Origin of the sequence: Nocardia spumae (assembly GCF_020733635.1) — a bacterium.
Classification (GTDB): Bacteria; Actinomycetota; Actinomycetes; order Mycobacteriales; family Mycobacteriaceae; genus Nocardia; species Nocardia spumae.
In genome coordinates, this window is sequence record NZ_JAJFZL010000001.1 from 4,941,293 (window position 1) to 4,964,069 (window position 22,777).

Sequence of the window (22,777 nt, forward strand, 5' to 3'; positions counted from 1 at the left end):
GGCCGCCCGGCGTCACAGATACGACGTGTCGTTGACCAGCCGGACCGACGATCCCCCATCGGGATAGAACTCGACGATCGACAGCGACGCCAGATCCAGGTGCAACCGGTACAGCAGCGAGGGCCCGACCTCGAGCGCCAGTTGCAGCAATGTCTTGATCGGCGTCACATGGCTGACCACCACCACGTTCTGCCCGGGATACAGCGCCACCAGATCGCGGCGCGCGCTCTCGACGCGCTCACGCACCTCGTCGAAGCTCTCCCCGCCCGGCGCCGGCAGGGCCGGATCACCCAGCCACCGCAGATGCAGTTCCGGATCACGCTGGGCCGCTTCGCCGAAGGTGAGGCCCTCCCACTCACCGAAATCGGTCTCGGTCAGTGTGTCCAGCACCCGGACCGGAACGTCGAGCGCTTGTGCCGCGGCCTGGGCGGTTTCCCGCGCCCGCCCCAGCGGCGAGGTGACGACCGCGGCGATATCTCCCTTGGCGGCAAGATATTTCGCGGCCCGCGAGGCCTGCTCGCGGCCGAGTTCGGTGAGCTCCGGATTGCCCCGGCCGGAGTAGCGGCGTTCGACCGACAATGCGGTCTGTCCGTGGCGCAGCAGCAACAGCCGCGTCGGGCGGCCCCGGGCGCCGGTCCAGCCCGGGCCCGCATCGGCCGGAGCCGCGGCGAGGTCGGCTCGCGGATCCGGTTGCGCCGCACGAGCGTCCGCGGCCTCGTCGATCCAGCTGGAAAGGTCGGCCTCGGCGCCCCGCGCCGCGCCGACGGCGGACGCCCCCGGCGCGGAGGAATCCGGTCCGGCCGCACCGTCGTCGGCGGTCGCGGTACGACCGGAATCGGCGTCACGGACCTCCGCGACCAGCACGGCATCGTCCATGGCCTCGTTCGCGAGCCGATCGGCGTGGGAATTCTGCTCCCGCGGGATCCATTGGAAGCCCACGCGATCGAAACCGGCGACCAGCTGCCGCGCCCGCTCGGCGAGCGGAATCATGGCCGCGTGCTTGACCTTCCACCGGCCCGACATCTGCTCGACGACGAGTTTGGAGTCCATGCGCACATCCACGGTGCGCGCACCCAACTCGGCCGCGGCGGCCAAACCCGCGATCAGGCCGCGATATTCGGCGACGTTGTTGGTGGTGACGCCGAGATACTCGCGACGTTCCGCCAGTACCGTTTCGCGGTCGGAATCCCAGATCACCGCACCGTAACCGGCCGGTCCGGGATTGCCCCGGGACCCGCCGTCGGCCTCGACGATCACACTGCGCTCCGTCATCGCCGGCACCGTCACAACCCGGACTGTTTGGTGCGCACCATGATCGCGCCGCACTCGGGGCAGCGGACCACGACCTCGGGCTCGGTCTTGGCGATCCGCGCGATCTCACCGCGATCGAGTTCGATCCGGCAGGCGCCGCACCGGCGGGCCTGTAGCAACGCCGCGCCCACGCCGTGCTGATCGCGCTGCTTGTCGTACACGGCCAGCAGTTCGCCGGGGAACGCGGTGACCAGTTGTTCCCGGTCGGTGTCGCACCGCTGGGCGGCCACGTCCAGATCGGCGACCGCATCGTCGCGCCGGCTCTGCGCGAGGGTCAGATCCGCTTCGGCCCGCGACAGATTCGCCCCCGCGTGCTGATGATCGGCCTCGGCCGCCTCACGTCGCTCCATCACCTCGAGCAGCTCGTCCTCGAGCACACCGCGGCGGCGCTCCAGGCTGCCCAGTTCGTGCTGCAGTTCCGACAGCTGCTTGGCGCCGATGGTGCCGCCCTCGAGCATGCCGCGGTCGCGTTCCTCGCGTTTGCGCACGGCATCGATCTCGCCCTCGAGTTTGCGGATGTCGCGATCGAGATCGTCGAGCTGGATTTCGACCTTGACCGCGGCGTCCTTGCGATCGGTGCGTTCGGCTTCCAGCCGCTCCACCTCCTGCTGCTCGGGCAGCACCCGACGACGATGGGCGATCCGCGTCAACTCCGCGTCGACAGCCGCGAGGTCGAGCAGTTTGGCCTGGATCGATGGTTCGACATTCAACGCGGGACGTACTCCTCGACACTATGGACGGTTGCGAGGCGGCGCACAGCGGGTGCGCGACGCCGGTGCTCAACCGTACTCTGCCCGCGCCCGGTTTCGCCTCGAGCCCGTCCTGCCCGCCACGACCCCGCTCCGCCACGGCGGGCGGGCGGCGGCACGGCAGGGCCCGGACCGGGCCCTGACCGGAACTCGGGTGCGGGCGGGCGCGCACTGTGCCAGGCTCACGGTATGGCCGAACATCGCTATCGGGTGGATGTGGTGTGGACGGGCTCGACCACCGACTACCGCTCGTATTCACGCAATCACGAGGTACTCGCGAAGGGCCGCCCGCCACTGGCCGCGTCCGCGGATCCGGTCGTCGGACGCGGCGATCCGACCCGCTGGAACCCCGAACAACTGCTGGTCGCGTCCCTGTCGGAATGCCACATGCTGTGGTATCTGCATCTGTGCACCGAGGCCGGGATCGTGGTGGTCGACTATCTCGACCAGGCCGAGGGCGTGATGAACGAGCGCCGGTTCGAGCAGGTCACGCTGCACCCGCGTGTCACCATCACCGACCCCGCCCGGACCGAGCCGGCCCGCGCCCTGCACGCGCGGGCACACGAACGCTGCTTCATCGCGAACTCGGTCAACTTCCCGGTCGGCCACGAACCGGATATCCGGGTCGGGTGAGGCCGGATCCGGCCTCACCCGTCGGCCGCGCCGAGCGTCCAGGGGTCGGTGCGGACCGTGCTGACCCGGGTCGCCACTCCCGGTAGCGCCGCCCGTACCAGGCCGTCGGCCTGCGCGCACCAAGGAAATTCGCTGGCCCAGTGGGCCACGTCGATCAAGGCGGGCCCGACCGCGCGCAGGTGCTCGTCGGCCGGGTGATGGCGCAGATCGGCGGTGACGTAGGCGTCCACACCGAGGCGCGACGCCGCGCCGAGGAACGAGTCACCGGCGCCGCCGCAGACCGCGACGGTGCGGATCTCGCGATCGGGGTCACCGGCCGCCCGCACGCCCCACGCGGTGGCCGGGAGCGCACCCCGGACGCGGCCGGTGAACTCGCGCAATGTTTCCGGTGCGGGCAGGACGCCGACGCGCCCCAAGCCGAGCCCGGACGGCAGGGCCGCGCGCTCGGTGAGGTCGTAGGCGGGTTCCTCGTAGGGATGGGCGGCGCGCAGAGCGGCGAGCACCTCGGCGCGGGCCGACGGCGGCGCCACCACCTCGATACGGTCCTCGTCGACGAACTCCAGATCGCCGACCGTGCCGATGGCCGGATTCGCCCCCGCCATGGGACGGAACTGCCCGGTCCCCGGCACCCGCCAGCCGCATTCGCGATAGGCCCCGGCGCCGCCCGCTCCCGCGCCGAACAAGGCGGCGAGCACGGTGTCGGTGTGGGTGCGTGGGACGAAGACCACCCAGGTATCCACCGGCGCAGCCGGTTTCGGTTCCAGCGGACCGGTCACCGTGAGCCCCAACGCCCGGGCGAGCGCATCCGAGACGCCGGGATCGGCGGAGTCGGCGTTGGTGTGGGCGGTGAACAGTGCGCAGTCGTTGCGGATGAGACGATGCAGCAGCGCGCCCTTCGGCGTACTCGCGGCCACCGTGTCGACTCCGCGCAGCAGCAGCGGGTGGTGGACCACCAAAGCCTGTGCGCCCCAGGCGATCGCCTCGTCGACGACCGCGGCGGTGGCGTCGACCGCGAACAGCGCCCGCGATACCGGGGCCTGCGGATCACCGCAGACCAGCCCCACCGAATCCCAGGATTCGGCCAGCCGGGGCGGATACGCGCCGTCCAGTACCGCGATCAGATCCCCCAGTGCCACAGTCTCATCCGTCACCAGCGCACCTCCACCATTTCGCCCGTCCGGTCATTATCCATACCCGGCGCTGTTCCCGGACGCGGTCCGGCGCCGATCCATCGGGCCGCCCGCTCACAACCCGACATCGTCGATCGCGGCCACCAGCCGGTCCACCGCGTCCGGGCTCCGCACCGCGAGACGCAGGAATCGATGATCGAGCCCGGGAAAGGTATCTCCGCGCCGGACCGCGATATCCTTGTCCGCCAATCGTTTTCGCAACAGCTCGGCATCGGGCACCCGGATCAGCAGGAACGGGCCCGCGGCCGGTTCCTGCACCTCGATGCCGAGCGCCCGCAGGCGGGGAATCATCGCCGCGCGATCGGCCGCGATGCGGGCGGCGCCGGCCGCGGCCTCGGCGATCGCGGCGGGCGTGCTGACCGCGGCGATCGCTTCCAGCTGGAGAGTGCCCAGCGCCCAGTGGGCGCGGCCGTGACGCAGACGGGCCAGCACATCCGGCGAGCCCAGCAGATAGCCACAGCGCAACCCGGCCAGCGCCCAGGTCTTGGTCAGGCTCCGCACCACCACGACATCCGGGTACGACTGTCCCGCAAGTGATTCCGGCTCCCCCGGCACGGCATCGGCGAAGGCCTCGTCGACCACGACGATCCGGCCGGGCCGGCGCAGCGATTCGATCACCGCACGCGGATGCAGCATCGAGGTCGGATTGGTCGGATTGCCGAGGACGACCAGATCGGCCGCCTCCGGTACCGACGCCGCGCGCAAGTCGTAGGGCGGCGCCAGGACCACGCGGGTCACCGGAATATCCGCCTCGCGCAGCGCCAATTCGGGTTCGGTGAACGACGGGTGGATCACCGCCGCCAGCCGCGACGCCAGCCGGGGCAGCAGGGCGAATCCCTCGGCCGCACCCGCCAGCAGCAGGACCTCCCCGGCGGTGCGGCCGTGCCGGGCGGCGACGAGCGCCCGCACCGCCGCGGCCTCCGATTCGGAGGGATAGCGGCCCAGTTCGGGCAGCCGGTCCGCGAGCCGCCGCCGCAGCCAGTCCGGGGGTGCGGCGCTCTGCACGTTCACCGCGAAATCCAGCATCCCCGGTCGCAGGTCCGCGTCGCCGTGATGCCGCAGTGCCGCCCGCTCGAACCCGCCGGAGGGGTCCGCACCGCCGCCGGCCCGCGACGTCGGCGTGGCCGCCACGGCCGCATCCGGTGCGGGCGCGGCGGCGGTCTCGGCGGTCGTGACGGTGTCCTCGGGCACAGCCACCTACCCTACGTGGCCGCCGCCCACGCCGACCGGCCACAATGGGTTCGTGGGCGAGCTGCACGTAACCTTCATCTGCACCGGCAACATCTGCCGGTCGCCGATGGCCGAGAAGATCTTCGCCGCGCATATCGATCGGGCCGGACTGGCCGATCGGGTGCGCGTGAGCAGCGCCGGCACCACCGCCTGGCACGTGGGCTCGGACGCCGATCCGCGCACCACCGCGCTGCTGTCGCGCCACGGCTATCCGATCGGTCATGTCGCGGCCATCGTCGGGCCCGACCATCTCGGCGCCGACCTGCTGGTCGCTCTCGATTCCTCACACGACCGGGAACTGACCCGATTGCGGATCCCGCAGGATCGCCGGCGGTTGCTGCGCAGCTTCGATCCCGCCGCCGACGATCACGACGTGCCCGACCCGTACTACGGTGACGACACCGATTTCGAGCTGGTCCGCGCACAGATCGAGGCGGCCGTGCCGGCCCTGCTGGACTGGGTGCGCGAACAGCTCGGTGAGCCCGCCACCACGACGACCGGACCGCGGCCATGACCGTGCTCCGGCGGCTGACCTTCCTGCTGCGGCCGAGCTGGGCGATCCTGGCGGTCGTCGTGGTCGCCTTCGCCTATCTGTGCTTCACCGTGCTGGCCCCGTGGCAGCTGGGCAAGAACACCTCCACCTCCCACCGCAACGATCTGATCGCCGATTCGGTCAACGCCGAGCCGGTGGCGGCGGCAAGCCTGCTGAACACCGCCGAGGGGACCGCGCCGAGCGGAACGAATCCCGCCGACACCGAATGGCGGCGCATCACCGCGAGCGGTCGCTACGTACCGGATTCCACGGTGGTCGAACGTCTGCAGCGACTCGACGATCAGCCCGCCTACGGTGTGCTGGCCGCCTTCCGGCTCGACGACGGCCGGATCGTGCTCGTGGATCGCGGCCTCGTCGCGGCGGTCGACGGTTCGCAGCTGCCGACGATCGCCGAACCGCCCACGGGCCCGCAACGGATCGAGGGACGTGTCCGTAGGTCCGAGGGCGCCATCCCGGGTAAGGATCCGATGGTGCGCGACGGGCTGCGACAGGTCTACTCGGTCGACACCACCCAGCTGTCGACGGTGCTCGCGACGCCACTGACCACCTTCGCCACCGGAGAGCACGGCGGATATCTGCAGTTGGATGCCGGGCAGCCCGGCGCGTTCACCCCACAGCCACTGCCCCAGCTCGACGCCGGACCGTATCTGTCCTACGGCTTGCAATGGATCGCCTTCGGCGTCATGGCGCCGCTGGGTCTCGGCTACTTCGTCTTCGCCGAACTCCGTGAGCGCCGCCGCGACCGCGCTGCCGCCGCCGGCGAGCCGGCCACGACCGAGCCGGTCGATGCCCCGCTCACGGTCGCGGCCCCCGAATCCGCCGGCAGTGCGGCCTCGGGAGCTGAGTCGGCCGCGCCCACCTCGACTTCGACACTGACCGACGATCCGGCCCCCGAGCCCGCCTCGACGGTGGACAGCGCGCGGTCCGCGACCGCGGAGGCGGCGCCACCCCGGACTACTGCCGATCGCCTCGCCGACCGCTACGGCACCACCCGCCGCTGAGCGCGGGCCGGCGATCGGCGGCCGAGCGCATAAGCGACGACCGCGGCCACCACCGCGGCCCCCACCTGCACCCCTGCCGACAACCGCACCGCCCGGCGCAGATCGGCGACGACCGGTGCGCGACCGTCCCCCAGTTCCGGTCGCATCTCGACGCCGTGCCCGTACTCGGTCCGCCCGCCCAGGGTGACGCCCAGCGCTCCGGCCATCGTGGCCTCGGCGACCCCGGCGTTGGGGCTCGGATGCGAGCGCGCGTCGCGGCGCCAGGCCCGCCGGGCGTCGGCGCGACGGCCACCGATCAGCGGCGCCAGCGCGACGGTGAGGATGCCACTGATCCGGGCGGGCACCAGATTCGCGACATCGTCGGTGCGGGCGGCGGCCCAGCCGAAGTGACGGTAGCGCTCGTTGCGGTAGCCGACCATGGCGTCGAGGGTGTTGATCGCGCGGTAGCCGAGGATGCCCGGAACGCCGGCGATCGCACCCCATATCAGTGGGGCGACCGTGGCGTCGGAGGTGTTCTCGGCAATGGATTCGACTGCGGCGCGGGCCAATCCGTCGGCATCGAGAGCGTACGGATCGCGGCCGCACAGCGCGGGCAGTATCTCGCGCGCACCGGCGAGGTCGCCGGCGCCGAGCCGATCGGCCATCCGGTGCCCGGTTCGCGCCAGGGTGGTGCCGCCCAGTGCGGTCCAGGTCGCCGCACCGGTCACCACGATCGTGGCGGGGCCCGCCGCACGGGCCGGGCGACCGGCCGGACGCGCCAGCCGCTCGGCGACACCACCCAGGATCACGACACCGCCGACGAGCGCCGCCGTGTAGCCGATCCCGGGTCCCCGCGCATCGCGGTAGCAGGCCGATTCGGCCGCGGCCGCCGCGGAACCGAACAGCGCCACCGGATGCCCGCGCCGCGGATCGCCGAAGATCCGATCCGCCGCGAATCCGAGCAGCAGTCCCGCCGCCCGTGCCGTTCCATATCGCACCGGGCGAGACTATCGGCAGCGCCGAGGGCCGCGACCGCGTGGCACCGGCCTCGATGTCACACTCGTGTCGGTGGCATCGTCACCCATGGTGAGCGGCACCGACCGGGGTAGAACTGCCGTGCACGGCGACCGGACGATCCGGGTGCGGACGAACGATACGAGGATGGCAGCAGTGACGATCGGACCCGACGACATCGATCAGGCAGAACTGGCCCGCCGGTTCGAGGAGCATCGCCTGTATCTGCGCCGGGTGGCCTACAGCACGCTGGGCAGCCTCAGCGATGCCGACGATGTGGTGCAGGACGCGTGGCTGCGTCTGCAGCGCTGGTACGAAAACCGTACGCCCGGTGAGCAGATCGACAATCTGCGCGCGTGGCTCACCACGGTCACCGGCAGGCTGGCACTGGATCAGCTGGGTTCGGCGCGGGCCCGCCGCGAGGAGTACGTGGGCGAATGGCTTCCGGAACCGGAGGTGACGTCCTGGGACGATCCCGCCGATCGGGTCTCGCAGGACGAACGGGTCACCACCGCGCTGCTGGTGGTGCTGGAATCGCTGTCCCCGGCCGAACGCACCGCTTTCGTGCTGCAGGACATCTTCGGCATGACCGGTCCGGAGGTGGCCGATGTGGTCGGCCGGACCCCCGCCGCGGTGCGACAGCTGGCCTCGCGCGCCCGCAAACACGTCGAGGACGGCACGCCGCGCTTCCCCGCCAGCCGTGACGAGCACGAGAAGGTGGTCTCCGCCTTCGCTGTGGCCTGGCGCTCCGGCGATCTGAGCGCACTGCTCGGGGTGCTCGACGAGAACGTCACTCTGACCGCTGACGGCGGCGGCCGGGTGCCCGCGATCATGCAGCCGGTGCGGGGCGCCGAGCTGGTGGCCAAGCTGTACTTCGGCTGGTACCGCGCCGGACGCGGCGCCTGGGTGCGGATGGTGCAGGTCAACGGCAGCCCCGGACTCATGGTGTTCGACGGCAACCACCTCGGGGTCATGGCCTTCACCGTCGAACAGGACCGGGTCACCTCGATCGCCATCGTCCGCAATCCGGAGAAGTTGCGCGATCTGCCCGAGGGCGACCCCGATTGGACCTTCTGACCCTCGGCGGATCGCCGGCCGCCGGGCGCGCGCCCGGCAGCTAGCTCGCGCCGCGGCCCGCCGCGAGCAGGCCGTGCGCCTGCGCCACCTCGGCCGAATACAGCTGTCCGGCATCGGCGGTGAGCCCTGCGGCCAGCCCGGGGTCGGCATCGCAGGCGGCCCGCCAGCCGAGATCTGCGATGAGACGCACATACGGCAGCGTGGCGGTGGTCAGTGCCACGGTGGCGGTGTGCGGGACCGCACCGGGCATATTGGCGACGCAGTAGAACAGCGAATTCGCTACCGGGAAGGTCGGTTCGGCGTGCGTGGTGGGATGTGAGCTCTGGAAGCAGCCGCCCTGGTCGATGGCGATGTCGACCAGGACCGACCCGGGGCGCATCCGCTGGACGAGAGTGTCGGGAACCAGTTGTGGCGCACGGGCTCCCGGCACCAGCACCGAGCCGATCACCAGATCGGCCGCGACCACCGATTCCTCGATATCGGCGGCGGTGGACGCGAGGGTGGTGAGGCGCCCCGCGAACTGGTGGTCGAGTTCCCGCAACCGGGCCGGGCTGATGTCCAGCACGCTCACCCGCGCGCCCATACCCACCGCGACCGCCGCGGCGTTCGAACCCGCGACGCCCCCGCCGATCACCACCACCTCCGCCGGGCGCACCCCGGGCACTCCACTCAGCAACACACCGGCGCCGCCTTGGGGGGCCATCAGGTGATAGGCGCCGACCTGCGTGCCGAGTTTGCCCGCGATCTCACTCATCGGCGTCAGCAGCGGCAGGGTGCGGTCGGGGCCGCGCACGGTCTCGTAGGCGATCGCGGTGATGCCGGAGGCCAGGACGGCATCGGTACATTCCCGCGAGGCCGCCAGATGCAGGAAGGTGAACAGCACCTGCCCGGGGCGCAGACGTGAATATTCGGCTGCCACCGGCTCTTTCACCTTCAGCATCAGCTCGGCCTCGTCCCAGACCGCGTCGGCGGAGCTGCCGATGAACGCCCCCGCGGCTACGTAGTCGGCGTCGGTGAACCCCGACCCCACCCCGGCGCCGGACTCGACGAGTACCCGATGCCCGTGCCGGCCGAGCTCACCGGCGCCGGCCGGGGCGAGGGCGACCCGGCTCTCCTGCGGTTTCATCTCGCGGACAACCCCGATTCTCATACCGCCATCGTGGCCCGGAACCGGGTGCGGTGCCAGGCCGACGCGGCGGCGATTCACAGAATGGCGATCAATCGGCGATCGGTGCGCGGCTCAGACGGTGATCGGCTCCCCGAGCGGCGGGATCCGCAGCTGCGCCTCCCGGCCGCCGTATCCGAAGGTGCGGCGCAGGTGATCGAGCGTCTCGGTGAAGTGCGCCCAGCCCTCGGCGTGCACCGGCACCACCACCGCATCGCCGAGCACGCGGGCGGCCTCCAGTGCGGTGCGCGCGTTGAGGGTGACGTCCCGATCGTCGAACCGGCCGACATTGGCGGCGCCGACATTCAGCAGGGCCAGGTCGATGCGGCCGACATGCGCCACGATCCGTTCGACGTAGTCGACGGAGGCGTTGTCCCCGGATATGTAGACCGTCGGCAGCCCGGCGGCGGTCAGCACGAATCCGGTGACGGTGCCGCTCAACGCCTCGGCGCCCTCCGGTCCGTGCAGGGCCGGCACCGCGGTGACGGTGACCGCGCCGATCGTCACGGTCTCCCAGACCCGCAGTCCCCGAACACCTTCCATCCGTCCGGCGGCCTCGGGTGTGGACAGGACCGTCGCCACGCCCGCCAGGACCTCCCGCCCGGCCGAATCGAGGTTGTCCGGATGCTGATCGTGCGACAGCAGCACGACATCCACCGGGCCAACCCGGTCCGCGGAAATCGCGGGGCCGGTCAATTTGTGCAGGGTGAGCGCGCCGGCGGTGTAGTCGCCGGGCTCGTCGAAGGTCGGATCGGTCAGCCAGGTCAGCCCGCCGTAGGTGAAGCGGACCGTGGGGCCACCGATGTGCAGCAGTTCGACCGTGGTGGAGAGCGTGTTCGTCATGGGAGAAATCTTGGCCCGCATTCGGCCACACCGACAGTGGCCCACAGGCCATGCTTCGATAAAATCGGGCCATGCATGTGGTCGCGGTCCTCGCCTTCGACGGCATCTCCCCGTTCCACCTCTCGGTACCGGGAATGGTGTTCGGCCGTATCGGCACCAGCGTGGCGCACACCGCGCCCTATGAGGTGCGCACCTGCGCGGCCGTTCCCGGAATCCTGCGCACCCCGGGGGATTTCGATCTGCGCGTGCGCCACGGACCGGAGGTGATCGAGCAGGCCGGCACGGTCGTGATCCCCAGCTGGGATCCGGCGCTCGAGGTGCCCGAGACGATCGCGGCGGCACTGCGGCGCGCCCACGATCGCGGAGCGCGCATCGTCGGATTGTGCCGCGGCTCCTGGGTCGTCGCCGCGATCGGACTGGCCGACGGCCGCGAGGTCACCACCCACTGGGGTCTGGCCGCCGACCTGGCGCGCACCTTTCCGGCGGTCACGGTCCGCGCCGACCGCCTGTGGACCGATCTCGGCGATGTGGTCACCTCCGCGGGAGTGGCTGCCGCACTGGACTGTTGCCTGCATCTGGTGCGTACCGATCACGGCGCCCGCGCGGCGACCGAACTGGCGCGCGTGCTGGTGCTGGCTCCGTACCGGGCCGGATCGCAGGCGCAGTACATTCCGCTCGCGGTACCCGATGCCGATGACGCCGATCCCATCGAGCACGCGATGGTCTGGGCGCGCACGCATGTGGATCATCCGATCGATCTGGACGGCTGGGCGCGCACGGCTCTGATGTCGCGGCGCACCTTCACCCGGCGCTTCCGCGAACGCACCGGCTCCAGCCCTCAGCGCTGGCTCCTCGAACAGCGCATCGACCGGGCGCGGCTGCTCCTGGAATCCACCGACGACACGATGGACCGCATCGCCGCGGACTCCGGTCTGGGCACGGCGATGAATCTGCGCCACCATTTCCACCGCGCTCTCGGGCTGCCACCGGGCGCGCACCGCGCACAGTTCCGGGCCAGCTATGTTGACCTGCATGATGATCAAGCTGGGTGAGCACGAGCCGCAGATCGACGACACCGCGTGGGTGGCGCCGACGGCCACGGTGATCGGCCGGGTGCGCCTCGGTGAGCAGGTCAGCATCTGGTACGGCGCGGTGCTGCGCGGCGACCTGGAGGACATCGACGTCGGCACCGGCACCAATATTCAGGACGGTTGTGTCCTGCACGCCGATCCCGGCTTCGCGTTGCGCGTGGGCAGTGGAGTTTCGGTGGGCCACAACGCGATCCTGCACGGCTGCACGATCGGTGACGATGTACTGGTCGGCATGGGCGCGACCGTGCTCAACGGCGCGGTGATCGGCGAAGGCTGCCTCATCGCCGCCAACGCCCTGATTCCCGAGGGTGCGGTGATCCCGCCGGGCTCCCTGGTCGCCGGTGTTCCCGGCAAGGTGCGGCGCGAACTCGGCGAGGCCGAACGCGATCACATCAAACTCAACGCGGCGGTCTACCTGCACAATATGAAAGCCCACCGCGACAGCGGGATCCAGATGTGAGACAGCACACACTGGTCGAGCGTCCAGGTTGATCTCTTGGTAGCATCGGCCCTGCATGATCGTGGTTCGCGACACCGAGTCACAGTCTCGGTCAGCGGACTGCGAAGCGTTTGTGCAGGAGGTTATACGGTGGCGTACGAGCAGTCCGGTATGCACCGACCCAAGGGGCGGATCAGCGTGGCCGATATCGCGGCCCAACCCGGGGGTATCGAGGCGCTTCAGCGCCGGGTCCACGAATTACGAAGCAGCGGAAGCGACTTCGCGGCGAATGCGATCGAGCAGGAAATGACCGCGTTGAACCTGCGCTGAGCACCGGCAGCGGGGTCCCGGTCCGGGCCGGTGATCGCGACGGTAGGCGATGAGATAATAAACGTCCGCCTTCCGCATCGACGCGGTCCTACGCCGATTCGACTGGAGACCCCATGCCCCCTGTCCCATCCATCCTGAGCCGCATCCTCGAGAAGCCGCGCGCCGACGGCGAGCAGCTGCTCGAGAGCGCCCTGTCGGCGTTCCTGGACTTCGGGATCAAGCGCACCAGCATGGGTGAGATCGCACGACGGGCCGGCATCAGCCCCGCGACCCTGTATCGCCGATTCGAATCGAAGAACGATCTGGTCGAAGCGGTCAGCGTGCGCGAGGCACAGCGGTTCGTCACCGACATCGAACAGCGCGTGGGCAGTATCGCCGACAACGAGGATCAACTGGTGGAGATCTTCGTCGTCTTCATCACCTCGCTGGCGCACAACGAACTGCTGCGGCGGCTGTTGCGCACCGAGCCCGAGCTGATCCTGCCGCGGCTGACCACCGAGGCCGGGCCGATTCTCGAGGTCGGCCGGGTGTATCTGGCCGATAAACTGCGCGGCCTGCCCCAGGCCGACGCGGACCCGGGTTTCGACGCCGACCTGATCGCGGAGATCATGGCCCGCCTGGCACAGTCGCTGGCGCTCACCCCCGACGGTTTGATTCCGTTGTCGGACGAACAGGCCGCCCGTGCCTTCGCCCGGCGCACGCTGTTGCCGATGGTCGGGGTGCATTCCGTCTGACGCCGGGGCGCGGTCGTCAGGCCGGCCCCGGTGGACGGAGACCGTCGCCCGCGCCGAGGCCGAATGCCGCGGCGACGCGTTCGTCGAGCAGATCGGTATCGGGTGCGGTGACTCCGTCGGCGAAGTCACGAGCCAGTGCGATCAGCGACCGGGCCGCCGCGGTGCCCGGGTCGGGGATCGGTAGCCGGGTCACGTACTGGGTGATCCACCGCCGTCGCCCCGCATAGAGCCGATTACCGCAGACGGCGTCGTAGAAGTGCAGGCCGAGCGTCGAATTGGCCACTCCCATCAGCAGATAGGCGATGCGCTCGTCGCCGATATCGGCCAGCGACATCCAATAGCAGTCGCCGTTGACCACCGCGCCGCTGCGATCGAGGGCGAAGCGCGGCTGCACACTGATATCCGGGAACACCACCTTCGGACGCCCCCACAGATGCGGCCGCTGCGGCACCCAGATCTCGAACCACTGCCGCCCGCTGCCGACCAGGTAGCCGCGGGCCGACAGCGCTCCCCGATGGGTCTCCAGATATGCCTGGGCACAGGGAAATTCGTCGAGATCCACCGGTGTGCGGCAGCTCTGCGACACGTCGTAGGGATACAGCACCCTGGTGTCGTGTTCGCGGTCGATGCACCAGGGCTCGATATCGTTGTGGGTCAGCAGAATCCGCAGCAGTTCGGCCTCCGGACGGTGCGGCATCTCATCCCAGCGCTCGGAGATGAACACCCGATCGGCCGTGGTCTTGATACCCACCCGGATCGGCGCGACCTGGCCGAAGGTGCGCCAGGTGCCCGCACCGACCCGGCGCAGCCAGGCGTCGGTGCCGGGGCGCGACATACGCCACGGAGTCGCCGGATCGAAGGTGGGAGTGGCCGATTCGACCGGATCCGGTGCCGCGCGCGGACTCGGCAGATCGCCGGTCCACAGGGCCCCGACTTCGATCGCGATCCGGCGGCCCGCGTGTTCGACCACCGAACTCCGTGACTGCCGCAACGCGTCGAACAGATCCGCGTCGCTGCTCGGCTCGAGATCGGACTCGTAGGCCGTGGCGAAACGACAGGTCCGTTCGGCGCGACCGCGGACGGCGATCGTCACCGCCGGCAGCACCGCGGCCTCGAACAGCCGCGTATCCCCCAGATCGTAGAGTTCGATCGGCGTCAATTCCGAGTACAGCAAGGTGCGCAGATTCGCACCGGCCTTGGTGCTGAGAAATCGGTTGGCACACAGCAAGGCGAGTACGCCGCCCGGTCGCAGCAGCCGCGGCACCGCGGCCACGAACGGATGGGTCAGATCGATCCGGCCCGAGAGTCCGAAGCGCCGGCTCAACAGCTGCGCGGTCTGCCCGCCCAGCTGCTGGGTCCGCACATAGGGCGGATTGGTGATCACCCCATCGAAGACAGGGTCGTTCGACGCCTGCACGGCGTGGAGAAAGTCGCCGTCGCGCCATTCGAACTCGACGCGCGGCCCCGATCGCGGCGACCGGGGAGCCGCGTCCTCGGTCGCACCCCCGAAGCGTCGACCGTCGACCGCCGCGCTCCGCGTCCGCGCCACCCGCACCGCGTCGGAGTCGAGGTCGTAGCCGACCAGACGCAGCGCGACGGACGGCAACCGGTGTGCCGCGACCCCGGCCACCGCCAGCAGGAGCTCACCGTCACCACAGGCCGGATCGAGCACCGACAACTCATCCCGAGGCCGGAGGTGGTCCAGCATGCGCTCGGCGAGGAACTCCGCCAGCCTCGGCGGGGTGTAATGGCGGCCGTGGCGTTTGCGCGGGCCATCACCGCCCGGCTCCCGGCCCGCCCGACGGTCTACTGGCTGCCCTCCCCGGCCGCGCATCCTCGCATTCTGCCCGCTGCGCGGCCGGATGTGGGTGAACTGCGGGCATCGAGTGCTCGAGCTCAACGGCGCCGGACGCGCTCGGGCGGCGGGCCGACCGGGCCGCGGCCGCTCAGATAGGTCTCCAGCGCGTCCAGATCGGTCGGGCCGACCGTGGTATCGGCGCTGTGGGTGAAGACCGAGAAGCCGTCACCGCCGGCGGCCAGGAAATTGTTGGTGGTCACCCGGTAGGTCGCCACCGCGTTCAGCGGTGCGCCGCCGATCCGGACCGAGTCGGCGACCACCTTGTGGCCCGCGACGGCCTTGTCGTCGTAGGTGTAGGAGATTCCGGCGACCGCCAGCACCGCCGGTGTGCTGCTGTTGCTCCACTGCTGTTCCAGCAGATCCAGGATCTGGCTGCCGGTGAGAGTGACGGTGACGATCTGATTGCCGAACGGCTGGGTCTCGTAGATGCCGCCGTAGGTGATCGGCCCGGGCCCGATATCGGCGCGCACCCCACCGGGATTCATGAATGCCGCGACCGCCCGCGCCGAGTCGTGCGTGACATCGAGCATCGCGTCGGCGATCACGGCGCCGAGCGCGGAGTCGCCACCGGCGCGGCCGGCCCGCGACAGCGGTGCGGTGGCGGTGCCGACTACTCGCTGCGCGCGCGGGGCGGCCTGGCCGGAGAAGTAGGCGATCAGCGCCTCGGCCGCCGGATCCGGTTCGACATCGCGGGTGACCACCCGGTTCACCGCGTGCGCGGAGACGGTGCCGTCGCGGAACCGCAGCGTCACATCGGTGATCAGGCGGCCGAACGAGGCGGCCTGGGTGACCACCTTGCCGCCCAGCTCACAGTTGTAGGACTGGTGGCTGTGCGCGGTGAACAACACCTGGACGGCCGGATCGGTACGGGCCGCCAGCGCCGTCACCTCGGGGCCGATCCCCGCGCAGCCGTTGTAGTCGGTGCTCGCGGCCGGCGTGGCCTGCGCTCCCCCGTCGTGCACCAGCGCGATCACCGTCTCCGCGCCGGCCTGTTTCACGGCCGGTACGGAGCTGTTGATCGCCTGCGCCTCGTCTCCGAAGGTGTAACCGCGAATCCCCTGGGGGAAGACGAGATTCACCGTATCCGGGGTGACCACGCCGACGACCCCGATCCGGTGCCCGCCGACCGTCAGCACGGTCCACGGCCGCACGCCCGGCGGGAAACCGCCGTGCGCGTCGGTGAGATTGGCGGCCAGGAAATCGACACGCGCGCCGGTGAACGGCGCCCCCGGCGAACAGCCGTCCGGCGCGCAGCCGCCGCCACGCAGCCGGGCCAGCTCCGAAAGCCCGTGATCGAGTTCGTGATTGCCGACCGCGGACGCGGCGACACCCACCTGGTCGAGGAATGCCATCGTCGGCTCGTCGTGAAACAGCGACGACACCAATGGACTCGCGCCGATATTGTCTCCCGCCGACACCACCGCACTGTCGGGGTAAGCGGCACGCAACCGCTTCAGATGCGTCGCCAGATAGGCCGCGCCCCCAGCCGTGTACGGCCCGACCCGCCCGTTACTCGCCTGCGGCGGTTCGAGATTGCCGTGCAGATCGTTGAATCCGAACAGATGCACCTCGCCGGGTTGCGCGGGGGCGAGATCCGACGTGGAGATCAGCGCGACCGCATCGCGTGGTCCGGGCGTCGCGGTATCCGTTCCCCCGCATCCCGCCACCATCACCAGACTCGTCAGCACGGCACAACCGGCCGCGAGGCGACGCGCAGAACTCATATCGTCCGACTCTGGCAGATCGACACCGCCGGCGGGCAACATCGCGGTGAATTCCGCTCCACCGCAGCGCTTCCACGGTCTCGCGGCCAGGCCGCCACCTGCCCGCGGTATCCGAATCGACTGGGCGAGAACACTTCCCACGCCTGGGAGCGAGAGCCGCGTACTCGGTGAAACGGATCGTATTCAATATCGGCGGGCATCGCACCGCTCCGCGTGCAGCCCGTTGAGAACGGAGTCCCGATGTCGACAACCGAATCCTTCGATATCACATCACCGGCGTTCAAACACGCCCCCTTCGAAATCCTCGCCGACCTGCGCAAGAACTCACCGATAGCGAAGATAGCGCTGCCCGGCGGCGAATCCGGCTGGCTGGTCACCCGCTACGACGACGTCGAGGCGTTCTTTCGTGACTCCCGCCTGACCAACAACCCGGCCGATGTGTATCCGCCCGAGGTTCTCGCCATGGTGTTTCCGCACGGCGAATTCTCCGACGCGCTGTTGCATTCGGTGATCTTCCAGAGCGACCCGGTCACCCACACGCGCCTGCGCCGACTGGTCAGCGCGTCGTTCACCCCGCGATTCATCGAGACCTGGCAGCCACGCATTCAGCAGATCACCGATGCCCTGATCGACCGGCTACCCGAACACGGTGAGATCGACTTCGTGCAGGAGATCGCCTTCCCACTGCCCATGCGGGTGATCTCGGAAATCCTGGGCGTACCCAGCGCGGATCAGGAGAAGTTCCGGATCTGGTCCAATCTGTATGTCGACGCCATGGGCAACCCGGCGGCCGCGATGCAGATCAAGGACGAGATGCAGGAGTTCCTGCACTACCTGCACGCACTGCTCGAGGCCAAACGGCAGCAGCCCGCCGATGATCTGCTGAGTCGTCTGCTGCAGGTGGAGATGGAGGGAGATCGCCTGTCCCGCAAGGAAATCATCGGCATGACCCAGCTACTGATCCTGGCGGGTAACGAGACCACGACCTCCTTGCTCGGCAGCGCGATGCTGACATTCTTCCAGCATCCGGAACAGGCGGAGGCGGTGAAGAGCGATCCCGCACTGCTGAAGCAGGCGATCGAGGAGGTCATCCGCTACCGCGGTCCGCTGATGAACGCCAACGACCGCTGGGTGGCCGAGGATTTCGAATATCAAGGGCAGCAGCTGAAGAAGGGCGATCACATCTATCTGTGCGTCACCTCGGCCAACCGCGACGAATCGCGTTTCCCGGATGCGGCGACCTTCGATATCCGGCGCGAGGACGGGCAGCGCCACCTGGGCTTCGGCAAGGGCATGCACTTCTGCCTGGGCGCCCCGCTGGCTCGCCTGGAAGCATCGGTCGGCCTGAGCACAGTGCTGCGGCGCATGCCGGATATCGCGCTCGCCGTCGGGATGGACGAACTCACCTGGCGCCCCGGAATCACCTCCAGCACCTTGGAGACGTTGCCCGTGCGCTTCTGATCCCAGCCGGTGCTGCCGGTTCACCCGCATGGGCACTTCGTTCGCGAACGACGTCATGAGGTCGAACCGATCGAGGCCGGCGAGCCGATCCAGCGAGCGCGTGCACAGTTCGCGGATCTGCGGCTCCAGCGACATCACCCGTCGGGGCGTGAACACTCGCTCGAGCAGTGCGCGATGGATGTCGTGGGCGGGCGGATCCTCCATGAGCAGGGTGCCCGGCGGAATCTCGATACCGGCCTTGATGATCTCGAAGATCGGCCCGCGCGAGGACGAGTAGGTCGCCCAGTCGCTCAACGCGCGGTCGATATCGTCGCCCCGGCTGAGCACGTAGAAGTCGTCCCAGTAGACCGCGTCGCCGGAATCCGGTGACGCGGCTTCTCGGACAAGATCGAGAAGATCAATATTATCCCGTGAGGGAAAAATTCCGTCGGCCGATATCCGCCACAGCCCTCCCCGCGGTCCCCTATCCGGCTCCCGACGGCGACAGGAACTGCCACGGCCACGGCGAACGGCGTTCGTACCGGGGACGCCAGACGAATCGATAGACCAACCGCAGCGGCGGGGGCAGCAGGGCCAGGGCGTGAGCGACCCCCTCCGGGGACGCGCCGTCGAGCAACCACGGGAAGAACCGGCTCCCGCCGCGCAATCCGACGCGACGGCGCTGATCGTCGCCGAAGACCTTCCACTCCGACGGGGTCAGCGTGTCCCGCACGAGAGGCAGCACCTCGACCTCCTCGTGGTCGAGATGGAACACCAGGACCCGGCCGAGCGCGTCGAATCGGGCGACCAGATCCGCGACGGAACGCTGTGACAGCGCCGCGTCGATCTCGGCCATGATCGGATCCAATTGCGCATGCTCGTCGACCATCGCGTCGAGCAGGGGCCCACGATCCGGACGGTCGGCGAGTTCGGCACGCAGCACGGGCCAGAGCACATCGTCCTCGGCGGTGTGGTGCACGATCAGATACCGGCGGAAGGTATCCCACCCCGCGCACAGGGCATCGAACACGGCCGGATCACCGGCGGCCTGTCCCGCGACCGCCCGCAGCCGGCGCACGTCCCGGCGGAAGGCGTCGTGCACCAGGATCATCATGGTCACATCGGGTTTCTCCATTGAATCATCCTTTCCCGCAAGCATTTTCATCCCGCCACGGGGACGCCGTCGGCTTCGTCGGCGACTTCGCGCACGGCGACCACCGCGATCACGCACGCGACCGCCACGGTCGCCGCGGCGACGAGGTAGGCCAGGGCGTAGCCGTGCGCCAGCGCCTCACCGAGCATCCGCCGCGCTTGCGGCGGCATCGGCCCGCCGACCGCGTCGTGCCCGCTCGCCGCGGCGCCGAGCCGATGACGGGTGGCGGTCGCGGCGATGGTGCCGAATACCGCCAGCCCCAGCGCCGATCCCAGCTGCTGGCAGGTATTGAGCAGCGCCGAGGACACCCCCGCCACGTCGGCATCCACCCGCACCACCGCCGCGAGGGTCAGCGGCACGAAGCACAGACCGACACCACACCCCGCCAGCACCAGCGGGCCCGCGAGATCGGGGAAGTACCGGGCGTCGGCATCGAGCATCGACAACCAGAACAGGCCCGCCGCCAGCGCGGTCATCCCGATTCCCAGCAGCGGTCGGGGCCCCGTACGCCCGATCAGCCGCCCGCTCGCGCTCGCGGTGATTCCGGCGCCGACCGCGAACGCCAGGAAGCCGAAACCTGTTCGCATCGCGCTGAATCCGAGCACGATCTGCATGAACAGCGTGAGGAAGTAGAACACCGCGATGATCGCCGCGCCGACCACCAGCATGACGATGTAGCCACCGGCCCGGTTGCGATCGGACCAGATACGCAACGCCATCAACGGTTCCCGCTGCCGAGCCTCCACGATCACGAACGCCACCAGCGCGGCGACACCGGCGACCAGGGACCGGACGGTCGCGGCACTACCCCACGAATCCGATGCGGCGTGCATGAGCCCGAAGACGATCAGCGACATACCGCCCGTGGCGGTCAGCGCGCCGATGGTGTCGATGCGCCCGCCCGAGCGCACCGAAGGACGAAATGCCCTGGGCGACAGCAGCAATGCGAGGATGCCGATCGGCACATTGACGAAAAGCACCCAGCGCCAGCTCAATCCGTCGGTGAGCACGCCGCCGAGCAGGTTGCCGAGCGCACCGCCCGCTCCGGACATGCCCGCGTAGACGCCCATGGCGCGATTGCGTTCGGCGCCCTGCGCGAAGGTGGTCGCGATCAGCGACAGGGCGGCCGGGGCGATCATCGCGCCCGCCACCCCCTGGGCGACCCGGGCGGCGATCAGCCAGCCCGGCCCGGGCGCCAGCCCGCCCCCCAGGGATGCGACGACGAGCAGCGCCAGGCCCGCCATCAGGATCCGGCGCCGACCGAGGACGTCGGCGATCCGCCCACCCAGCAGCAGCAGACTGCCGAAGGCCAGCGCATAGGCGTTGACCACCCATTCCAGGCCGGTAGTGGAGAAGCCCAGATCCTGCTGAATCGAGGGTAGTGCGACATTGACGATCGACACGTCCAGCACGACGGTCAGCTGCGCGACCGCGATGACGGCCAGCGCCAACATCTTCCGGTCGCTGCCGAGTCGCGCCCACGCGTTCCGGACAGTACCCACTTCGCTACTCATCACCGCTCCCCGTTCCCCTGGCATCGGTCTCCCTTCCGATATTTATGAAACATCTTGTTCCGTAGATATGGGACATCATGTACCACATCTAACTGTGGTGCAAGATGTCCCATAGGACAGATGTGGTTCGGCGAAGGGAGTGACAGGTGGACGACGTCCGGGAATGGGCGGCCGCGAGCCCGGCCGATCGCGGGCCCGACCCGCGGGTGGTGCGCAGTCGGCAGGCCGCGCTGAACGCCGCTCGAGACCTTCTGGCCGAGCAGGGCCGCACGGGCGTCACCCATGTCGCGGTCGCCGCCCGCAGCGGAGTCGGCCGCACCACCCTGTATCGACACTGGCCCGATGTCGCGGCGCTGCTCGAGGAGGTGATCGTCGAACAGATCGATCGCAATCACGCGGCGCCGACCGGCGATCTGCGCACCGACCTGATCAGCGAGTTGAACGGCCTGCGGCGGCTGCTACACGACCCGGTCGGCGAGAACGGAATGCGCGCGGTCCTCGACCGCGCACCCTTCGATCCGGCCTTCGCCGACCTGAAAGAGGCGCTGTATCAAGCGGGTTCGGCCGGTTTCCGGGCGATCCTGCGCGGTGCGCAGGAACGCGGCGACCTGCCGGCCGGCACCGATGTGTCGCTCATGATCGAGCAGCTGGCCGGCCCGCTGTTCTTCCGCCGCCTGTTGGGGGGTCGCGATATCGGTGCGAGGTACGTGGACACGGTCGTCGACGACGCGCTGCGGCTGCACGCCGGCCGGGGCCGCGGCGACACCGCCGGGTGAGGATCGAGGCGGGAGAGCACGATCCACGTCGCCCGCCCGGCCCGCGACTCAGTGATCCCCGGCCGCGCCGACGAATCCTCGCAACGCCACCACGCGGCGGCCCTTCACTTCCACTTCCGCGACACCGCGTTCATCCGGCGTCCGCACGCTCACCGTGACGAACCGTCCCGCCGCGATCGGCTTGCTGATCTCCAGTCCCCGAACACGATTCACGAATTCGGCATGCCCGACCGGATCACCGACCGGCCACTCCACCACCGCGTCCGGGCTCAGGACCGCACGCACGCCCGCCACGTCCCCGCTCGCGGCCGCCACCAGCAGCCCGGTCGCGGCCCGTTTACCCGCCGCCCCGACCCGGACGAATCCCCGCGCGAAACCCAGCGCGCCGCCGATGCCCTGATTTCCCAGCAGTTGCGGCGCGAGTTTCGCGGCGGCACCGAGTCCGCGACCGCCGGCGGTCAGCAACTGGCCCACCATCACCGGCAGTTCCCAGTGCGCGCACAAGCGGCCGATTCGCCAGTCGTCACCGATCCGGTCCAGGTCGTAGCGCAGATGCATGGGCACGCGCAGGGTGACGCCGGTGGACATGGTGGTTTCGATGGCCAGATCGCGATAGACCGTCGTTCCGCACACCACATCGTGATCGATGCGGAAGGCGATGCCATTGGGGCCGATGAAGGTGTCGTAGAACCGTTCGATCGCGGCGCGGCCGATGTGCGGGCGCGAACCCACCGGGTCCTCCACCCGGCCGTCCGGGGCGAACAGGCCGACCCAGGCATCGCGATCGTGCACCGCCACCGCCTGCGGCGATCGTTCCACCGTGGCGAGCAGTTCGGCCGCCGACGCGTTCGCGGACATCATTCCTCCCGGACTTCTGGACTGTCCCACCAATCTATAACCTGTTTCAGTTTTCGTCCGGACATCCCGGCAAGACCGGCATCGGCGCACCGGGCGCGGCCCGGCCTCGGCGGCG

The 22,777-nt window shown here is 69.8% G+C and carries 22 protein-coding genes; 10 read left to right on the forward strand and 12 right to left on the reverse strand.

Annotated features, from left to right (window positions below; all coding sequences use genetic code 11):
* Nucleotides 1-12 precede the first annotated feature (12 nt).
* Both LKD76_RS22075 and LKD76_RS22080 read right to left on the reverse strand, forming a co-directional pair.
* A complete protein-coding gene (locus tag LKD76_RS22075) occupies nucleotides 13-1,272 on the reverse strand; it encodes a bifunctional RNase H/acid phosphatase (protein WP_227983306.1) in 1,260 nt (419 codons plus the stop codon).
* An 11-nt stretch (nucleotides 1,273-1,283) separates the two neighbouring features.
* Nucleotides 1,284-2,021, reverse strand: a complete 738-nt coding sequence (locus LKD76_RS22080) for a zinc ribbon domain-containing protein (protein ID WP_227983307.1) — start codon at nucleotides 2,019-2,021, stop codon at nucleotides 1,284-1,286.
* A gap of 228 nt (nucleotides 2,022-2,249) precedes the next feature.
* Between LKD76_RS22080 and LKD76_RS22085 the strand changes: the two genes are divergently transcribed.
* Entirely contained in the window at nucleotides 2,250-2,693 is a 444-nt protein-coding gene (locus LKD76_RS22085; RefSeq protein WP_227983308.1) for an OsmC family protein, read from the forward strand.
* A gap of 14 nt (nucleotides 2,694-2,707) precedes the next feature.
* On the opposite strand, the gene LKD76_RS22090 is transcribed toward LKD76_RS22085, so the two are convergent.
* Nucleotides 2,708-3,844: a Nif3-like dinuclear metal center hexameric protein gene (locus LKD76_RS22090; RefSeq protein WP_227983309.1), complete on the reverse strand. Its 1,137-nt coding sequence runs from the start codon at nucleotides 3,842-3,844 to the stop codon at nucleotides 2,708-2,710.
* A gap of 93 nt (nucleotides 3,845-3,937) precedes the next feature.
* The gene (gene cobC / locus LKD76_RS22095; RefSeq protein WP_504828452.1) at nucleotides 3,938-4,945 is read right to left on the reverse strand and encodes an Rv2231c family histidinol phosphate aminotransferase CobC; all 1,008 of its coding nucleotides are present in this window, start codon (nucleotides 4,943-4,945) and stop codon (nucleotides 3,938-3,940) included.
* Between the two features lie 181 nt (nucleotides 4,946-5,126).
* On the opposite strand from cobC, the gene LKD76_RS22100 reads away from it, so the two are divergent.
* Together LKD76_RS22100 and LKD76_RS22105 are read left to right on the forward strand one after the other, a co-directional pair.
* Nucleotides 5,127-5,627, forward strand: a complete 501-nt coding sequence (locus tag LKD76_RS22100; protein WP_227983310.1) for a low molecular weight protein-tyrosine-phosphatase — start codon at nucleotides 5,127-5,129, stop codon at nucleotides 5,625-5,627.
* On the forward strand, nucleotides 5,624-6,667 hold the full coding sequence (locus tag LKD76_RS22105; protein WP_227983311.1) for an SURF1 family cytochrome oxidase biogenesis protein: 1,044 nt from the start codon (nucleotides 5,624-5,626) through the stop codon (nucleotides 6,665-6,667). The genes LKD76_RS22100 and LKD76_RS22105 overlap by 4 nt, the downstream gene beginning before the upstream one ends.
* Here the strand turns inward: LKD76_RS22105 and LKD76_RS22110 are convergent.
* Nucleotides 6,646-7,644, reverse strand: a complete 999-nt coding sequence (locus LKD76_RS22110; protein ID WP_227983312.1) for a cobalamin biosynthesis protein — start codon at nucleotides 7,642-7,644, stop codon at nucleotides 6,646-6,648. The two genes, LKD76_RS22105 and LKD76_RS22110, sit on opposite strands and share 22 nt — an antisense overlap.
* A gap of 163 nt (nucleotides 7,645-7,807) precedes the next feature.
* Here LKD76_RS22110 and sigJ point away from each other — a divergent pair, with 163 nt between their 5' ends.
* Nucleotides 7,808-8,737, forward strand: coding sequence for an RNA polymerase sigma factor SigJ (sigJ, locus tag LKD76_RS22115; protein ID WP_227983313.1), 930 nt, complete (start codon nucleotides 7,808-7,810; stop codon nucleotides 8,735-8,737).
* A 40-nt stretch (nucleotides 8,738-8,777) separates the two neighbouring features.
* Here the strand turns inward: sigJ and ald are convergent, their stop codons facing one another.
* Nucleotides 8,778-9,887: an alanine dehydrogenase gene (ald, locus tag LKD76_RS22120; RefSeq protein ID WP_227983314.1), complete on the reverse strand. Its 1,110-nt coding sequence runs from the start codon at nucleotides 9,885-9,887 to the stop codon at nucleotides 8,778-8,780.
* 90 nt (nucleotides 9,888-9,977) lie between these two features.
* A complete protein-coding gene (locus tag LKD76_RS22125; protein ID WP_227983315.1) occupies nucleotides 9,978-10,745 on the reverse strand; it encodes an MBL fold metallo-hydrolase in 768 nt (255 codons plus the stop codon).
* 71 nt (nucleotides 10,746-10,816) lie between these two features.
* Here LKD76_RS22125 and LKD76_RS22130 point away from each other — a divergent pair, with 71 nt between their 5' ends.
* From LKD76_RS22130 to LKD76_RS22145, 4 genes are all read left to right on the forward strand, one after another.
* Complete coding sequence (locus tag LKD76_RS22130; protein WP_227983316.1) at nucleotides 10,817-11,797, forward strand: GlxA family transcriptional regulator; 981 nt, start codon at nucleotides 10,817-10,819, stop codon at nucleotides 11,795-11,797.
* Complete coding sequence (locus LKD76_RS22135; RefSeq protein ID WP_227983317.1) at nucleotides 11,778-12,296, forward strand: gamma carbonic anhydrase family protein; 519 nt, start codon at nucleotides 11,778-11,780, stop codon at nucleotides 12,294-12,296. The genes LKD76_RS22130 and LKD76_RS22135 overlap by 20 nt, the downstream gene beginning before the upstream one ends.
* A 129-nt stretch (nucleotides 12,297-12,425) precedes the next feature.
* Nucleotides 12,426-12,605 carry a hypothetical protein gene (locus LKD76_RS22140; RefSeq protein WP_227983318.1) on the forward strand — a complete coding sequence of 60 codons (180 nt, stop codon included), beginning with the start codon at nucleotides 12,426-12,428 and terminating at the stop codon, nucleotides 12,603-12,605.
* Between the two features lie 113 nt (nucleotides 12,606-12,718).
* Nucleotides 12,719-13,339: a TetR/AcrR family transcriptional regulator gene (locus LKD76_RS22145; RefSeq protein WP_227983319.1), complete on the forward strand. Its 621-nt coding sequence runs from the start codon at nucleotides 12,719-12,721 to the stop codon at nucleotides 13,337-13,339.
* 16 nt (nucleotides 13,340-13,355) lie between these two features.
* On the opposite strand, the gene LKD76_RS22150 is transcribed toward LKD76_RS22145, so the two are convergent.
* Together LKD76_RS22150 and LKD76_RS22155 are read right to left on the reverse strand one after the other, a co-directional pair.
* Nucleotides 13,356-15,173 (reverse strand): Eco57I restriction-modification methylase domain-containing protein, encoded by a 1,818-nt coding sequence (locus tag LKD76_RS22150; RefSeq protein WP_227983320.1) that lies wholly within the window; start codon nucleotides 15,171-15,173, stop codon nucleotides 13,356-13,358.
* A gap of 62 nt (nucleotides 15,174-15,235) precedes the next feature.
* Nucleotides 15,236-16,921, reverse strand: coding sequence for a bifunctional metallophosphatase/5'-nucleotidase (locus LKD76_RS22155; RefSeq protein WP_227983321.1), 1,686 nt, complete (start codon nucleotides 16,919-16,921; stop codon nucleotides 15,236-15,238).
* Between the two features lie 240 nt (nucleotides 16,922-17,161).
* Here LKD76_RS22155 and LKD76_RS22160 point away from each other — a divergent pair, with 240 nt between their 5' ends.
* Nucleotides 17,162-18,382, forward strand: a complete 1,221-nt coding sequence (locus LKD76_RS22160; protein WP_227983322.1) for a cytochrome P450 family protein — start codon at nucleotides 17,162-17,164, stop codon at nucleotides 18,380-18,382.
* Between the two features lie 463 nt (nucleotides 18,383-18,845).
* Here LKD76_RS22160 and LKD76_RS22165 read toward each other — a convergent pair whose 3' ends face one another.
* Together LKD76_RS22165 and LKD76_RS22170 are read right to left on the reverse strand one after the other, a co-directional pair.
* Nucleotides 18,846-19,496: a hemerythrin domain-containing protein gene (locus LKD76_RS22165; protein ID WP_227983323.1), complete on the reverse strand. Its 651-nt coding sequence runs from the start codon at nucleotides 19,494-19,496 to the stop codon at nucleotides 18,846-18,848.
* A 26-nt stretch (nucleotides 19,497-19,522) separates the two neighbouring features.
* On the reverse strand, nucleotides 19,523-21,028 hold the full coding sequence (locus tag LKD76_RS22170; protein WP_227983324.1) for an MFS transporter: 1,506 nt from the start codon (nucleotides 21,026-21,028) through the stop codon (nucleotides 19,523-19,525).
* Nucleotides 21,029-21,174: 146 nt separating this feature from the next.
* Between LKD76_RS22170 and LKD76_RS22175 the strand changes: the two genes are divergently transcribed.
* Nucleotides 21,175-21,804, forward strand: coding sequence for a TetR/AcrR family transcriptional regulator (locus tag LKD76_RS22175; RefSeq protein WP_227983325.1), 630 nt, complete (start codon nucleotides 21,175-21,177; stop codon nucleotides 21,802-21,804).
* Between the two features lie 48 nt (nucleotides 21,805-21,852).
* On the opposite strand, the gene LKD76_RS22180 is transcribed toward LKD76_RS22175, so the two are convergent.
* Complete coding sequence (locus tag LKD76_RS22180; protein WP_227983326.1) at nucleotides 21,853-22,662, reverse strand: nuclear transport factor 2 family protein; 810 nt, start codon at nucleotides 22,660-22,662, stop codon at nucleotides 21,853-21,855.
* Between the last annotated feature and the right edge of the window lie 115 nt (nucleotides 22,663-22,777).

Coding starts and splice junctions, on each gene's coding strand:
- LKD76_RS22170 (WP_227983324.1), bottom strand. CDS start 21,028: ATGAGTAGCGAAGTGGGTACTGTCCGGAACGCGTGGGCGCGACTCGGC.
- LKD76_RS22180 (WP_227983326.1), bottom strand. CDS start 22,662: ATGTCCGCGAACGCGTCGGCGGCCGAACTGCTCGCCACGGTGGAACGA.
- LKD76_RS22145 (WP_227983319.1), top strand. CDS start 12,719: ATGCCCCCTGTCCCATCCATCCTGAGCCGCATCCTCGAGAAGCCGCGC.
- LKD76_RS22165 (WP_227983323.1), bottom strand. CDS start 19,496: ATGGAGAAACCCGATGTGACCATGATGATCCTGGTGCACGACGCCTTC.
- LKD76_RS22085 (WP_227983308.1), top strand. CDS start 2,250: ATGGCCGAACATCGCTATCGGGTGGATGTGGTGTGGACGGGCTCGACC.
- LKD76_RS22130 (WP_227983316.1), top strand. CDS start 10,817: ATGCATGTGGTCGCGGTCCTCGCCTTCGACGGCATCTCCCCGTTCCAC.
- sigJ (WP_227983313.1), top strand. CDS start 7,808: ATGGCAGCAGTGACGATCGGACCCGACGACATCGATCAGGCAGAACTG.
- LKD76_RS22155 (WP_227983321.1), bottom strand. CDS start 16,921: ATGAGTTCTGCGCGTCGCCTCGCGGCCGGTTGTGCCGTGCTGACGAGT.
- LKD76_RS22160 (WP_227983322.1), top strand. CDS start 17,162: ATGTCGACAACCGAATCCTTCGATATCACATCACCGGCGTTCAAACAC.
- LKD76_RS22150 (WP_227983320.1), bottom strand. CDS start 15,173: ATGCGCGGCCGGGGAGGGCAGCCAGTAGACCGTCGGGCGGGCCGGGAG.
- ald (WP_227983314.1), bottom strand. CDS start 9,887: ATGAGAATCGGGGTTGTCCGCGAGATGAAACCGCAGGAGAGCCGGGTC.
- LKD76_RS22075 (WP_227983306.1), bottom strand. CDS start 1,272: ATGACGGAGCGCAGTGTGATCGTCGAGGCCGACGGCGGGTCCCGGGGC.
- LKD76_RS22135 (WP_227983317.1), top strand. CDS start 11,778: ATGATGATCAAGCTGGGTGAGCACGAGCCGCAGATCGACGACACCGCG.
- LKD76_RS22105 (WP_227983311.1), top strand. CDS start 5,624: ATGACCGTGCTCCGGCGGCTGACCTTCCTGCTGCGGCCGAGCTGGGCG.
- LKD76_RS22125 (WP_227983315.1), bottom strand. CDS start 10,745: ATGACGAACACGCTCTCCACCACGGTCGAACTGCTGCACATCGGTGGC.